The following is a 14,092-nucleotide window of genomic DNA, read 5'->3' as shown; positions in this document are numbered from 1 at the left end:
CAATGGCACCACCATTGGATTTTTTTCGTTTTGATATACGTTTCGTTTGAATCAAGACGATTTTCGTTTAAATGATCCATCGTTTCGTTTACATCATCCAGATGATCGTTTAAATGATGATTGCTCCATTGTCCAGAAAGTCTTTTCGGATCATTTTATCGGGCGCTCAAGTGAAGTCAGGTCCTCATCCATTATCATGATTCGATCCTCGACCACGGCTTTTGCATCTTGGATTCCTTTGTTATAAATGAACGGGGCGATATCCTCCAGGATGAATTCAAGGTGATTTTCGGCAGCCAGCTCTCCAATTTCTTCGCCAGTTTCCCGGTAAATATATTCCTGGATGCTGCGTATCATTGCGGTCTTTTGCGCTAATGAAAATTTTAAAAACATGAGACACCTCATTTTCTTAAGTGTTTTTTTGTTCAAGAAACCAGTTGAAAAAACCATCCGAATTAATCTCGAACAATGGTAGCTGCATATCCAAGAGTTCTACTGTTTTCATCATCTCCGGCCAGCAGATGACAGCCTGGATGTTCTCAAGCGAATTTAGTAATTCCAGGTCGCTTTCCTGCTTAATGATAAGCGCCTTGGGAAATGGTTTGTTTTTATAGCCTTCGATTACAATAACATCAGGATGAAAATCGTGAAGGATTTCCAAAAGCTTTTCCGTAGAATCCTTTTGCTCGCAGGTCAGGGAGGCGTGAAGCTGTATCGTTCCATTTCCCTCGACCAGGGCTGCGACAGCTCCGGCCTGAAAATGGCGGGCAGAATCCTTATCTGGAAGGTCAGGTTCACCGCCATGTCCGTGATGCTTTAAAACAGATACAGTCACCCCGGCTCTTTTTAAATGATCAATCAACTTGATGACGACAGTTGTTTTGCCGGAATTTTGATAACCGGTGATTTGAAACAAAAACGGCTTTACCACGGCCAAACGCTGCCTTCCTGATTCTCAAGGAGAAGGACTTCTACTTTATCGCCTTCCTCGAATCCCCGTGTGCCGCCGGGAAGAAGCGTCAGTGAATCGGATGCAGCAAGGCTGGTGATAATGTTCGATTTATCCTTGCCACTTGGAACGACAGTCAATTGTCCGTCCTGAAAACTTAATTTGGTACGGACAAACCGGCTAAACGGATTCGCTTTCTTGAAATCGGCTCCCAGTTTCGCCTGAACCTTTTGAAGATGCGGTTTATCGGAGAAGAGCATCGTCCTTACAATCGGCCTGACAAATAGCTCAAATCCAACATAGCAGGCAGACGGATTGCCGGATAATCCAAATAAAATTTTGTTTTTAAGCGCTGCGATTGTCGTGACACTGCCCGGGCGCATCCCGACTTTATTAAAAAGAACCTCGGCGCCTAGCCTCTCATATATATCAGGCAGCAAGTCAAAATCGCCGACAGACACTCCGCCGGTTGTGATCAAGATATCCACTTTGTCCAGTGCCTTCTCGATGGCCTCGAGGCTTATGTCAAGCGTATCGACTAATTTGCCGAAATAAAGGACTTCAGCCCCTACCCTGTTGATCTGTGAAGAAATCATATAGGAGTTGCTGTTTCTGATTTTCCCCGGTTCAATCGGGTCAGTAACATCCAAAAGCTCCGATCCGGTAGCAAACAGGCCAATAACAGGCTTTTTGGCCACAGGAACTTGATTATAGCCAAACGTCGCAAGGATCGCCTTTATCCCTGGGTTGATTGCGGTCCCTTTTTTTACAAGAACCTGTCCTTCCTTGGCATCTTCCCCTTTAAAGGAGACATTTTCGCCTTCCTTTACTGAACGTTTAAAACGAATGTATTTCTTTCCGTCTTTTTCTATATCCTCGGTAAGCTCAAGCATGATGACGGCATCGCATTCTGCCGGCATCTGCGTTCCTGTCATAATCCGGGCAACCTGAAACTCGTTTACAGGAACCGAGGGAACCATTCCTGCGCCCAGCTCTTCCACGACTTCAAATTCAAGCGGGTTCTCTCTGGAAGCTTTTGTTGTGTCAGCTGACCGCAATGCAAACCCATCATAAGGGGAACGGTCGAAATGAGGGACGTCATGAGTGGCCACGATATCTTCCGCGAGAAAACGCCGGTCGCACTGATCAATGGACACCCATTCTGCCTCGCCCTCCAGCTTTTTGCTCATCACTTTTGTCACTGCTTCGGAAACACTGATAGGCGTTCTACGCTCCACCATATCATTCACTCCAATCACTTAAGAATAATCGTATGTATTTAGTAAAGAAAAGCTATTTAATTTCATTTAAAAAACTATAACAAAATCACAAGCTTTATGGTAATGATACAGCTAGGAAAAAGAAAAAAACAGACAGTGGGCTGCCTGAATTGTACGTATCTCTATTGGTTCCTTAGCTTGCCAAGCTCTTCGGCAATTGCCTGCATTTCACTTGGACTGAAATTATTTTTCTTCATGACCATTTCATAAATTTCGAATAATTCTTCGTACATTTCGGAATTGAAGTGTCCCGATTTAATGGCACCAATGTTCATGACCTTCAGCTTTTCTTTTATGGCTTCAACGATGTATTCCACATTCTCAGCTGAATTTTTTGTTAAGTCCATATGTTTTCATCCTCTCAGAATCAGGTATATTCATCTTTTCATGATTGCCTGTATAAGTCAATGAAAACCTGACAAGAGGGCCATGGACAATATCGTTAAAAAGTCCAACCATAAGATTTTAGGTTTTGACCAATACTATAAGGGGGGATAATCAGCACAAGTCCTCTTTAGTTGACGATAACCTGAGATCATCTAATTCGATAATCGAAAGAGGAGGAACCGCATATGAACAACTATAGCACAGCAACAAGAAGCAGATTCACGCAAGCGTTGATTATAGGCGCAATTGCCGGAGCGGCGATCAGCCTGTTCGATAGGGGCACGCGTCGTTCTGTCATGAACAGCAGCAAACGATATGTGACGGATGTGAGAACAATGGTTACCCATCCTAACAGTGCGCTGGATCAAGTTACGGAAGCGACAGCCAAGCTCCGGACGACGATAGAAAATATCTCGGAAGACATTGCGTTTATCACGGCGCGTGTTGAGGAAATGAAAGATATCCCACCACAGGTGGCACAGATGGTAAAGGAAACGAAGGACGCATTCGTTTCCGACAATGGCGTACACCATGTAAACCATGGCATCTATCCGGCAAACCAAAGCAGTTATGTGGTAAGTCAAAACGTTCAACACTAATGAGTCATGAACGGCAAGCTCAAAGATTGATTTAACAGAGGGGGGGACCTCATGGCAGGAACAAAAAAATGGCTGAAGCGATCCTTTTTTGTAAATTTAGTGAAACGGGTGCACGAGGATGATGTAGCAGGACTAGCTGCACAGCTCGCTTATTTTTTTCTGCTGTCATTATTTCCGCTTCTGCTGTTTATCATCTCGCTGCTGCCGTATTTGCCATTATCTGAGCAGGATATATTGAACGTGGTGAGCAGCTATGCGCCGCCAGAAACGATGCAACTCATCGAGAAAAATATTGAAGAAGTGATGAGGGGAAATGGAAAGCTGCTTTCCTTTGCGGTCATTGCAACGATATGGCCAGCCTCAAATGGTCTGAACGCGATAATGCGGGCATTCAATAGAGCATATAATGTTAAGGAAAACAGGCATTTTATTGTCGCAAGGGGAATGGCAATCATCCTGACCCTTGCGATGATATTTGTTTTTATAGTAGCCCTGCTGCTGCCTGTATTCGGAAAGCAAATCGGCTTGTTTCTGACAGCTAATTTTGGCTTTTCGGATGAATTTATCTGGATATGGAATACTTTTCGCTGGGTGATTAGTTCATTGGTTGTTTTTTTTGTGCTGACAATGTTGTATTGGCTTGCCCCAAATAAGAAAATGAGCTGTCTAAGTGTATTGCCGGGATCCATTGCAGCGACCATCGGATGGAGCTTGGTTTCTCTCGGATTTTCTTTCTATGTGTCCAGATTTGGCAACTATACGACAACTTATGGCAGTTTGGGGGGCATTATCGTGCTTATGATCTGGTTTTATCTGTCAGGCTATATCATTTTAGTCGGTGGAGAAATAAATGCCGTCCGAAGTGAACGTACAAAACCCGATTGCTAAAATCCCTACACTTACCTTCTTAAACGAGCTAATACCGGAGAAACTATAAATGGGTGGCTACCATTTAGCCCAAGCTGAGTAATAGGGGGAGTTCTATATGGCAAAATCAAAGCATAAAAGCAAAAATAAAAAACCAAAGCATAAAACGTCCGGGTCAGCTAACGGATCCAACGGATATCATTAAACAAAAAGGCACCTCTGCCATTCAGAGGTGCCTTCCGCTTAATTTCTCAGTAACCGCAGGCTGTTTAGTATGACCAGGATCGTGCTTCCTTCATGGCCGATTACTCCATAAGGGAGGTCAAGGAACTGCAGGAAGTTCGAGGCGATCAGCAGCATGATAACCGAAATGGAGAAAATGATATTTTGTTTAATGATTCTATTCATTTTTTTTGAAAGCTTGACTGCCTCAGCTATTCTCGGCAAGTCGCTTTTCATAAGCACAACATCTGCCGTTTCCAGGGCGACATCAGTACCTTCACCCATGGCAATCCCGACAGAAGCCGTTGCAAGAGCAGGGGCGTCGTTGATTCCGTCACCGACCATCGCTACGGTACCATAGCGCTGCTTTAAGCTCTTTATTTCGTCAACTTTCATAACAGGAAGGCATTCCGCGATATATTCATCGATATGGCTTTCATCGGCAATGGCTTTTGCTGTTTTTTCGCCGTCGCCAGTGAGCATGACCGTATAAATTCCTTCTTGTCTTAGTGCCTCGATAGCAGAAATAGTTTCTTCGCGTACTTGGTCTTTCAAGGTGAGGATTCCGGCAATTCCTTTGTCGTCTCTTGCATATACAATTGTTTTCCCCTCGACAGCCAACGAAAAGGCAATGCCCTCCTGAAAATCTTCCGCGTCTTTGCGTCCGACAAAATCGGCCTTGCCGACCTTCCACTGAATATTTCCGATCATAGCCTGAACTCCGTAACCTGAGATATCTTCCATTCCTTCAGGCTTTACAAGGTCTTTATTGTTTTTCGTCTTGGCATAGCGGACAATGGCCGTCGCAAGCGGATGGTTCGAATAATTCTCAATGCTGGCAATATGATAAAGGAAATCTTCCTCGGATAAATCTTGCCTGATTTTGACATCAGTCACTTCCGGCTTCCCTTTTGTTAACGTACCTGTTTTATCAAAGGCAATCGCTGTCAGATTTCCTAGGTTCTCCAGGTGAACGCCGCCTTTGAACAAAATTCCATGACGTGCCCCGTTAGAAATCGCCGATAAAGTGGCCGGCATAATGGATGCCACAAGGGCACATGGTGAAGCTACAACAAGCAAAATCATCGCCCGGTAAAAAGTTTCGGTCCAGCTCCATCCGAACAAAAAATGGGGCAGGAGCATCATTAATAGAACGACGAGCAGCACGATTTTCACATAGGCTCCTTCAAATCTTTCGATGAATTGTTGGGAAGGCGATTTTTCGCTTTGAGCCGTTTGTACAAGCGTAATGATCTTTTGAAAAAGCGTCTCACTGCTTGGCTTTGTGATTTCTACGGTAATCGTCCCGCGCAAGTTGACGGTCCCTGCGAATACTTCGTCTTTGACCGATTTGCTTACCGGTAAAGATTCCCCTGTAATCGCTGCTTCATCCAGATTCGTTTGGCCTTCTGTAATCATCCCATCAGATGGAACGCGTTCCCCTGGCTTTACAAGAATGAAATCACCAACCTGCAGCTGCGCGACCGGCACTTTTTCTTCCATCCCATTCGGGAAGACCCGGAGTGCTTCCTCCGGTTGAAGATCCATCAACGCAGAAATTTCCTTATGGCTTTTATTCATCGTATAGGTTTCTAAAGCACCACTGACGGCAAAAATAAAAATTAATATCGCGCCCTCCGTCCAATAACCGATAATGGCGGAGCCAACTGCCGCAAGGACCATCAGCATTTCGACATTCAATTCTTTATTTTCAATCGTTTCTTCGATGCCTTCCTTCGCTTTTGCGTATCCCCCAATAACAAAGGCAAGCAAATAGGAAACAATTGATGCGGACTCCAAATCATTTTTTGACAAAATCCAGCCTGCCAAAATGAGTACCCCGCTAAAAAGGGCGGCGATCAGCTCGATATGCGGTTTTATCTTCTCAATGGAAAAAATATTGTCTTTCTTTTGGCGGGTTAATGCTTTTGTTTCTGCAGTCATGTGTTTCCCTCCCGAAGTGTTTTCATCTATCTGTTAATTGAGAGTGATATTCAACATCAATTCCCTTAAAATGACGAAAGCTGCCATCGGGAAGCCGATGACAGCAATTTAACCTGTTCAATAGTTATAGAATTTAATTTTGATATTTTTATAATACCATATTATTCATAAAAATGCGATTTTGCTTTCTCTTATTAATAAGGACTTTCTGGCTTCCATAATTTCAAATTATTCTGTTTCTATCTGTATAAGTGCAACTAAGCCAAATCTTCGTTTAAAGGCTTGCCAATCGGCGAATTTTCTTTAAAAAGGGCAAGGGAAAAGAAAATAAGCAAAAGCATGATGCTTATGGCGAAGAAAAAACTGCCGCCCTTTAAATATTGGATAACCAATCCCCCGATAAATGGTCCGCTTATGCTGCCAAAGCTAAAGAAAATTCCGCATAGCAAGTTCCCGGTCGGCAGAAGATTTCTCGGAACAAGGTCCGCCATATAACTGATACCGAGTGAGAAGGTGGAACCGACCATAATTCCAGCTAGAAGGAAACATATGAATAATCCAATGGCGGAAGCGTTCAGAAAACCGGCTGCCAGGAAAATCAGCGATCCCGAGAAAAGAATACACAATAATATTTTTCTTCGTCCGTACTTATCACTCATCATTCCGAGCGGAATCTGGGAAATCAAGCTCCCGGCGGAAAACGCGGGTATGATGATGGAAACCATGCTCAAATCGATTCCTGAACGAAGCGCATATACAGGAAAATTCCCGTTTAACGAGGCTTCCAGGAAGCCATATCCAAAAGGCGGCAGAAATGCGACCCAGGCATATTTGCTAACATTGGAAAAACGTCTTATCGTTCCAAAGAACGATGATGTTTCAATTTCATGGTCATGTTCAGGACGTTCATTTTTTAGTAGAAATACAGGCAACCAGGTAATCAAACTCATAATAGATGTAAGAATGAACGGAAGTGCTTCATTTATTTCGATAAGTTTGGTCATCAATGGACCTATGGCAAAGCCCAGGCTGAAAAATAAACCATAAACCGAAATATTACGGCCGCGCTTATGTTCCGGTGAAATCGCCGTGATCCAGGTTTGCGTCGCAAAATGAAGCGCATGGTCACCAATTCCGATCAAAAGCCTTAATACAAACCAAAACCAAAAGGACTTCCAGACAGGAAATAGAGCTAAAGAAATAATAACGGCAAGACCCCCAAAGAGAATCATCGGTTTATAACCAAATCTTCGGAGAGGCGGCTCCATAAAGGGGGAAGCCAATAAAATCCCAACATATAAACCGGTTGCGTGAAGGCCGTTCAACGATGAACTGACCCCGTCATTTTCAAAAATGACCGCAATCAATGGCAGGAGCATTCCCTGTGAAAAACCAGAAATCCCGACCATACTGACAAGTATCCAAAAGAGTAATCGTTGATTCATTTTTTATTTTCTCCCAATAATAAATTCTCCTTTGTTGATGTTACATGGAAGAGGGAGGATTAGGCAAGGGATAATCGGGTATATGTTCATCAAGCTCAGTTGATTTTTGTTCTTCTTTTCATTAGGAGGAAAATAATGTAACCTGATATTATCGGAATTTTTCGGAAGGGGGACTGTTTGTCGATGTAATAATTAATCTCCCGTGCTTCATAATAAATAATAATGAACTTATATTACTTTAGGATTGTGAGGATGGACAAATGGTAAACAAAATATTTTTGGGTTTAGTGATGGTGGGAGTACCTCTATCAGTTATCGGTTCTGTACTGCATTGGTCAACTATCCTTATGTTTGGTATTTACTGTTTAACAATTATCGCCTTGGCCGGCTTTATGGGCAGAGCAACCGAAAGTTTGGCAATAGTTATGGGACCGCGAATTGGCGGACTTTTGAATGCCACATTCGGTAATGCTGTAGAGTTGATTATCTCCATATTTGCTTTAAAAGCCGGCTTGGTAGGTGTTGTGCTTGCTTCTCTTACCGGATCGGTTTTAGGTAACCTGCTCTTGGTAGCGGGCTTGTCTTTTTTCGTGGGAGGATTGAAATATAAACGGCAGAATTTTAACGTATATGATGCAAGGCATAATGCCGGGCTGTTAATTTTCGCGGTTATCGTCGCCTTTGTGATTCCGGAGGTTTTCTCTCAAGGAATGCCTGAAGGTAAAACAATGTCACTTAGCATAGGCATTTCGATCATTTTAATCGCATTATATCTTGCGGCATTATTCTTTAAGCTAGTATCACACCGCGGGGTTTATCAAAGCACAGAAAAGGGCGCTGCCGAGGCGCATCATGAAGAAGAGCCGGAATGGAGCAAAGGCAAGGCGATGGGTGTTCTTGCAGTGGCTACAATCGCTGTTGCCTATGTGTCGGAAAACCTTGTTCATACATTCAGCGAAGTAGGAGAAACTTTCGGGTGGTCTGAATTATTTATCGGGGTAATCATCGTGGCGATTGTTGGAAACGCAGCTGAACATGCATCAGCCATTATCATGGCTTACAAGAATAAGATGGATATTGCGGTAGAAATCGCCGTGGGATCTACCCTTCAGATAGCCATGTTTGTTGCGCCGGTCCTGGTCTTGATATCCCTATTATTCCCGACTGCGATGCCGCTTGTCTTCACGTTGCCGGAATTAATTACCATGGTGACAGCTGTATTTCTAACAGTCATTATTTCGAATGACGGGGAGACGAATTGGTTCGAGGGACTTACCATGTTAGCTGCCTATCTGATCATGGGTATAGGGTTCTATTTATTATAAAAAACATAAAAAATGACTCTGCGTCGCTTGATGCAGAGTCATTTTATCTTTCATTGGCAGATAATAAAGTATAAACTTTCTTATCTGCATAAGGGCAACTACGCCTCTGACTTCGACTTTCAGGCTCGTCAATCGGCGAGTTTGCTTTAAAAAGTAAGTACATATATTCATCCAAAATTATTATCATTCTTCAGAGGTTCAAACGATTCAATAATTCTAGAAAATTCACCCGCCTTTATCATTAGGATCCAATAAGCGAAACCATCGTTCGTAAAACTTTTGGGGTCGTAAGGATTTAATCGATAGACCTACCTCCTTAACAGTATGAGATGAACGATTTCGCCTCCTTTGTTGTAGGTTATATTAAGTATAATACATAAATGTAAAATTGTAAATATTCTGAACCTTTAAAAAGTAAAATATTTTTCCAGCATTGATTTACGTATAAAATAAGGCTTTCCGTTAAATCTAATAACAAATTAGATTATCTCGTAAAAGGAGTGCAACATCATGAGACGCCTTGTATTCTTGTTAGCAACCCTGTTATTGGCTGTTTTTTTACCGGACACCACCGAAGCCACCCCTAAGTCAGCAGAGGATAAAGCGCCGGCGGTTTCTAAAGTGAATGTACCGCCAACAGTATTGAATATCACAAAAGAAAATACCTATCCAAACCCGACACAGGATCTGCCATTATTGCAGCCTAGTGAGCTTGCAACGCAGTTAATTGATTCTTCAGATACGAAAATTGAAAATCCTGAACTCATTCATATGCTGAATGAATCAAACATTGCAAAAGCACCACTTGCATTTGGATATCGAGCCACCGTTTATTTGGGACACTGGGCATTGAATTACCAATCGACAGAAACGTCTCCAAATTGGGAGTATCAAAAAATCAATACGAATTATTTTGATAACCGTGGAACAAACGTGCCTTACAAAATCCACTATGTTCAAGAAGCGCAAAAAACAATTCGAGGCGGTCTGACTGCCAAGATTCCGGCATCCGAGGATGTCCAAAAAATGATGCTGTTAAAGGCAACCGAAAAAACGAACCTGCCACTCGCTTTTGAAACGATTGTAGGCGCGGGTACCAAAAAAGATCAGGTTTATAACATTCCTGCGAACAGGCTTGGATATTTGCATGCCTATTCGTCGGCCGTTAACGAAAAAGGCAAAGTGACTTATGGAGAAGTTTATTTAATCCTGAAAGGGAATAAACGTACTCTATCTGTGAAAAATGTAACTTCCCAGGGCATTGGTGCCTGGATTCCTGTTCAGGATCTGCTATCTTTCAGCTTCACTGCGAGCAATACGCCAAAATAAACACAACCCGGCCACAAAAAATGGCCGGGTTTTTCATGGGACAATCTTGAGAACGTCGATTTCTGTTTTCGTTTAAGTGACTGGTATTTTCGTTTGAATCGACCGATGTTTCGGTTAAATCATAATGATTTCCGTTTGAATCAGGGATCCTCTTATTGGAAATTTATAAGAACGGTTCAAACTCATCATTTTCTTGATTTTAAATATTCGTTTTTCTTTCATTGAAATTGGTTTCGGGATAGTAAGCATTTTTAACAAGCACGTTCGGACCGAGACATTGAACGGAAGGACAATGGCAGTTCAATTGCATGGCAAGCTTGGAATCCATCCAAGTCTCGTATGACGCTTGAAGCGGTCGGTCGACAATATTTCCGAGGGATGGTGCATCGCCAAAATCGGTAACAATCACTTCACCGGTAAAAATATTGACATTCAAGCGAGAGCGCCCATCGGGATCATTTCTTACGGTTACTTTTTCGGTGCCATACAGCCGTTTAAGAAGGTGCAAATCTTCTTCGTTATTGCTGCATGAATAGAACGGTAATGTCCCGAACAGCATCCAATTGTCCTTGTCACGGATATCGAGCAGATGATGGATAGCATTTCGCATCTCATCTAATGATAGGGTTTCGAGGTTCGATGCCCAATCACTGGGGTACATCGGATGAACTTCATGGCGTCTGCAGCCCATTTCTTCAACGATTTGCCGGTGGATATGCGCAAGATGCGGAAGCGTCCGTTTATTCAGCATCGTTTCAGCTGACACAAGTACACCTGCAATGGACAAAGCACGGGAGTTTTCAATCATTTTTTCAAATAGCTTCGCTCGCTGTTCACGTGTAGGCTTGCGTTCCATCATCGCAAATCCGCCATCAATAAAATCATCGAGAGTTCCCCAGTTATGGGAGATGTGCAGAACATCCAAATAAGGAATGATTGCTTCATATCGCTCCAAATCCAATGTTAAATTAGAATTGATCTGGGTACGTACGCCTCGCGCGCGCGCGTACTTTAAAAGAGGAGCCACATAATTTTGCACCTGTTTCTTCGAAAGCATCGGCTCGCCGCCTGTTAGACTCAATGAACGAAGTGATGGAATCTCATCTAGCCTTTGTATTAAAAGGTCCAGTGGAAGCGCATCGGGATCCTTTGGCTGAAGTGTATAACCGACAGCACAATGTTCGCATCTCATATTGCATAAAGTCGTCGTCGTTAATTCAATGTTTGTAAGCATAAGTTTTCCGTACTGTTTGATGTCCATATATGCTTCCCATGGATCGTGCTCAGGGGAAATCGGTTTTAATAGGTCGTTTTTTGTATATATCATTATATGTAAACTCCTTATTGTGGCTTAAGGCCCTCACTCATTATCGGAAAGCAGCCTGACAATGTCAATGTGCGAGCACCAATTTCTAAGGATTTAGTTGCACTATTTCTTATGTTTCGTTAGGATAATAAGGGTTGAAAGGAGTGAAATTCGTGGGGAAATCGATAACGAATAAAGATGATCAATTAATATATCTAAAAGAACGCCTATCCATGTTCATGGAGGTTATTGACAACATCGAGCCAGAACATACAGGGCTGGAAGATATAGACCGTTTAATCAGCCTGATTGATGAGTTAGAAATAAAAGTAGAACAATTTAAAGAGCGCAAAGCAGAATAATTTGTTTTCCATTTTATGATTGTGAACGGGAGAACATGCTGGAAACCTTGTTTTAGATACAGGGTTTTTTATTTTTGTTCTCTTGTAATCGGTTACAGCAGATATCTTTTCTAATCAAAGGGTTAGGAGTATAATGTAACGGGAAATGAAAAATTTTGATTATTCTTTTTTTATGACTTTGGTGAAGTTAGAGGGGGAAGGAACCATGAATATTCAGAGATTTCAAGAAAGCATGTACAACCTGATTGTTGAAACGTCAACGAATCTGCCAAAGGATGTTCGCAGAGCAATCAAGGGTGCAAAAGAGCGTGAAAATGCGGGAACCCGTTCCGCCATGAGCTTGTCGACGATTACCCAAAACATCTCGATGGCAGACGATAAAGTATCCCCGATTTGCCAGGATACAGGACTGCCTACATTCAAGATCAAAACACCGGTGGGGGTTAACCAGCTTGAAATTAAAGAAGCAATCAAACAGGCCATGGTCCAGGCAACAAATAATGGCAAAATGCGCCCAAACTCGGTTGATTCGTTAACAGGAAAAAACAGCGGCGACAATCTCGGTCTTGGCCTTCCGGTCATGAAATTTGAACAATGGGAAAAAGATTACATAGATGTACGGCTTATCTTAAAGGGTGGCGGCTGTGAAAATAAAAACATTCAGTACAGCCTTCCTTGCGAGCTTGATGGACTGGGTAAAGCTGGCCGGGACTTGGATGGTATCCGCAAATGCATCCTTCACTCTGTCTACCAGGCACAGGGACAAGGCTGCAGCGCCGGCTTCATTGGCGTGGGGATCGGGGGAGACCGTTCTTCCGGATATGATTTAGCGAAGGAACAATTATTCAGAAGCGCAGATGACGTGAATCCTCACGAAGATCTTCGTAAGCTTGAAGAATATATAACGGAAACAGCGAATGAACTCGGAATCGGCACAATGGGCTTCGGTGGCGAAACAACTTTGCTCGGCTGCAAAATCGGTGTCATGCATCGGATTCCTGCCAGCTTTTTCGTTTCTGTCGCCTATAATTGTTGGGCTTTCCGCCGTTTAGGGGTAAAAGTGAATCCGGAAACCGGGACAATCAACGAGTGGCTGTATCAGGAAGGCGATAAAATCGATTTCGCTGCAGAAGCGGAAAAAGAACTGGCCGCTGTTGAAACGGCTGCTGCCGTTGAAACTGCTCCCGCAACGACAAATCGTGAAGTCGTATTGACTGCTCCGATCACAGAAGAGAAAATCCGTGAATTAAAGGTGGGCGATGTCGTTCACATAACGGGTATGATGTACACAGGCCGTGACGCCATCCACAAATATTTATCAGATCATGATGCACCGGTTGACCTGAATGGACAGGTTATTTACCATTGCGGACCGGTTATGATGAAGGATGAAGCAGGCAAATGGCACGTAAAAGCTGCCGGACCGACTACATCGATTCGTGAGGAGCCATACCAGGGTGATATTATGAAGAAGTTCGGCATCCGTGCCGTAATCGGAAAAGGCGGAATGGGACCAAAAACCCTTGAAGCGCTTCATGAACACGGCGGTGTCTATTTGAACGCAATCGGAGGAGCCGCCCAGTATTATGCGGACTGCATTAAATCAGTAGAAGGCGTGGACTTAATGGAATTCGGCATTCCGGAAGCGATGTGGCACCTGAAAGTGGAAGGATTTACGGCTGTCGTGACGATGGATTCCCATGGAAACAGTCTCCACAAAGATGTTGCGCAAACCTCACTTGAAAAACTGGCACAATTTAAAGAACCTGTATTTAATTAATTTCATAGCTTCTCAATAATAAAAAAGCTCAGGGCATTATCAAAGCATGTTCCTTATCTCGAGGATATGCTGACGATAAATGCCTTTTTTTTGATTAGCATAAAAAGGTGAAGAAAATGCTAATGAATGTAATGAAACTCTAGAGACAACAAAATATCAGAAAATTATAATAAATAGTGATAGTAAGGGAGGTAGGTGATGAAAATTCAGGCATTCCTTAAGAGCGAGAGTAAATATCGTTCAGTAAATTCACTAGAGAACTAGAAGTAAATAGAGAATTTATATGCTCTACTAACT

General features: G+C 42.9%; 13 protein-coding genes. 6 read left to right on the top strand and 7 right to left on the bottom strand.

Annotation, left to right across the window (positions count from 1 at the left end; genetic code table 11):
• Positions 1-150: 150 nt before the first annotated feature.
• The 4 genes from LQ216_RS07140 to LQ216_RS07125 all read right to left on the bottom strand — a co-directional run bounded on the left by LQ216_RS07140 (position 151) and on the right by LQ216_RS07125 (position 2,576).
• Positions 151-393, bottom strand: a complete 243-nt coding sequence (locus tag LQ216_RS07140) for a DUF2164 domain-containing protein (protein WP_230128363.1) — start codon at positions 391-393, stop codon at positions 151-153.
• 16 nt (positions 394-409) lie between these two features.
• Positions 410-931, bottom strand: a complete 522-nt coding sequence (mobB, locus tag LQ216_RS07135) for a molybdopterin-guanine dinucleotide biosynthesis protein B (RefSeq protein ID WP_230128804.1) — start codon at positions 929-931, stop codon at positions 410-412.
• Positions 925-2,190, bottom strand: a complete 1,266-nt coding sequence (gene glp / locus LQ216_RS07130) for a gephyrin-like molybdotransferase Glp (protein ID WP_230128361.1) — start codon at positions 2,188-2,190, stop codon at positions 925-927. The genes mobB and glp overlap by 7 nt, the downstream gene beginning before the upstream one ends.
• Before the next feature lie 161 nt (positions 2,191-2,351).
• Positions 2,352-2,576, bottom strand: coding sequence for a DUF1128 domain-containing protein (locus LQ216_RS07125; protein ID WP_230128359.1), 225 nt, complete (start codon positions 2,574-2,576; stop codon positions 2,352-2,354).
• A gap of 225 nt (positions 2,577-2,801) precedes the next feature.
• On the opposite strand from LQ216_RS07125, the gene LQ216_RS07120 reads away from it, so the two are divergent.
• On the top strand, positions 2,802-3,215 hold the full coding sequence (locus tag LQ216_RS07120) for a YtxH domain-containing protein (protein ID WP_230128357.1): 414 nt from the start codon (positions 2,802-2,804) through the stop codon (positions 3,213-3,215).
• A gap of 51 nt (positions 3,216-3,266) precedes the next feature.
• Positions 3,267-4,103, top strand: a complete 837-nt coding sequence (locus LQ216_RS07115) for a YihY/virulence factor BrkB family protein (RefSeq protein ID WP_230128356.1) — start codon at positions 3,267-3,269, stop codon at positions 4,101-4,103.
• A 222-nt stretch (positions 4,104-4,325) separates the two neighbouring features.
• Here the strand turns inward: LQ216_RS07115 and LQ216_RS07110 are convergent, their stop codons facing one another.
• Complete coding sequence (locus LQ216_RS07110) at positions 4,326-6,248, bottom strand: heavy metal translocating P-type ATPase (RefSeq protein WP_230128354.1); 1,923 nt, start codon at positions 6,246-6,248, stop codon at positions 4,326-4,328.
• Positions 6,249-6,505: 257 nt separating this feature from the next.
• Positions 6,506-7,693, bottom strand: coding sequence for an MFS transporter (locus tag LQ216_RS07105; RefSeq protein WP_230128352.1), 1,188 nt, complete (start codon positions 7,691-7,693; stop codon positions 6,506-6,508).
• Between the two features lie 260 nt (positions 7,694-7,953).
• Here LQ216_RS07105 and cax point away from each other — a divergent pair, with 260 nt between their 5' ends.
• Positions 7,954-9,018 carry a calcium/proton exchanger gene (cax, locus tag LQ216_RS07100; RefSeq protein WP_230128350.1) on the top strand — a complete coding sequence of 355 codons (1,065 nt, stop codon included), beginning with the start codon at positions 7,954-7,956 and terminating at the stop codon, positions 9,016-9,018.
• A 510-nt stretch (positions 9,019-9,528) separates the two neighbouring features.
• Positions 9,529-10,347, top strand: a complete 819-nt coding sequence (locus tag LQ216_RS07095) for a YfkD famly protein (RefSeq protein ID WP_230128348.1) — start codon at positions 9,529-9,531, stop codon at positions 10,345-10,347.
• Positions 10,348-10,546: 199 nt separating this feature from the next.
• On the opposite strand, the gene yfkAB is transcribed toward LQ216_RS07095, so the two are convergent.
• Positions 10,547-11,674, bottom strand: a complete 1,128-nt coding sequence (yfkAB, locus tag LQ216_RS07090; RefSeq protein ID WP_230128346.1) for a radical SAM/CxCxxxxC motif protein YfkAB — start codon at positions 11,672-11,674, stop codon at positions 10,547-10,549.
• Positions 11,675-11,826: 152 nt separating this feature from the next.
• On the opposite strand from yfkAB, the gene LQ216_RS07085 reads away from it, so the two are divergent.
• Together LQ216_RS07085 and LQ216_RS07080 are read left to right on the top strand one after the other, a co-directional pair.
• Positions 11,827-12,015, top strand: a complete 189-nt coding sequence (locus tag LQ216_RS07085) for an SE1561 family protein (RefSeq protein WP_230128344.1) — start codon at positions 11,827-11,829, stop codon at positions 12,013-12,015.
• Between the two features lie 205 nt (positions 12,016-12,220).
• Positions 12,221-13,795 (top strand): fumarate hydratase, encoded by a 1,575-nt coding sequence (locus tag LQ216_RS07080; protein WP_290369240.1) that lies wholly within the window; start codon positions 12,221-12,223, stop codon positions 13,793-13,795.
• Positions 13,796-14,092: the final 297 nt, after the last annotated feature.

The organism is Bacillus sp. CECT 9360 (genome assembly GCF_918741275.1).
Lineage (GTDB): Bacteria > Bacillota > Bacilli > Bacillales > DSM-1321 > Peribacillus.
The sequence above is the reverse complement of the archived record's forward strand: the minus strand, read 5'-3'. Positions and strand labels throughout refer to the sequence as shown.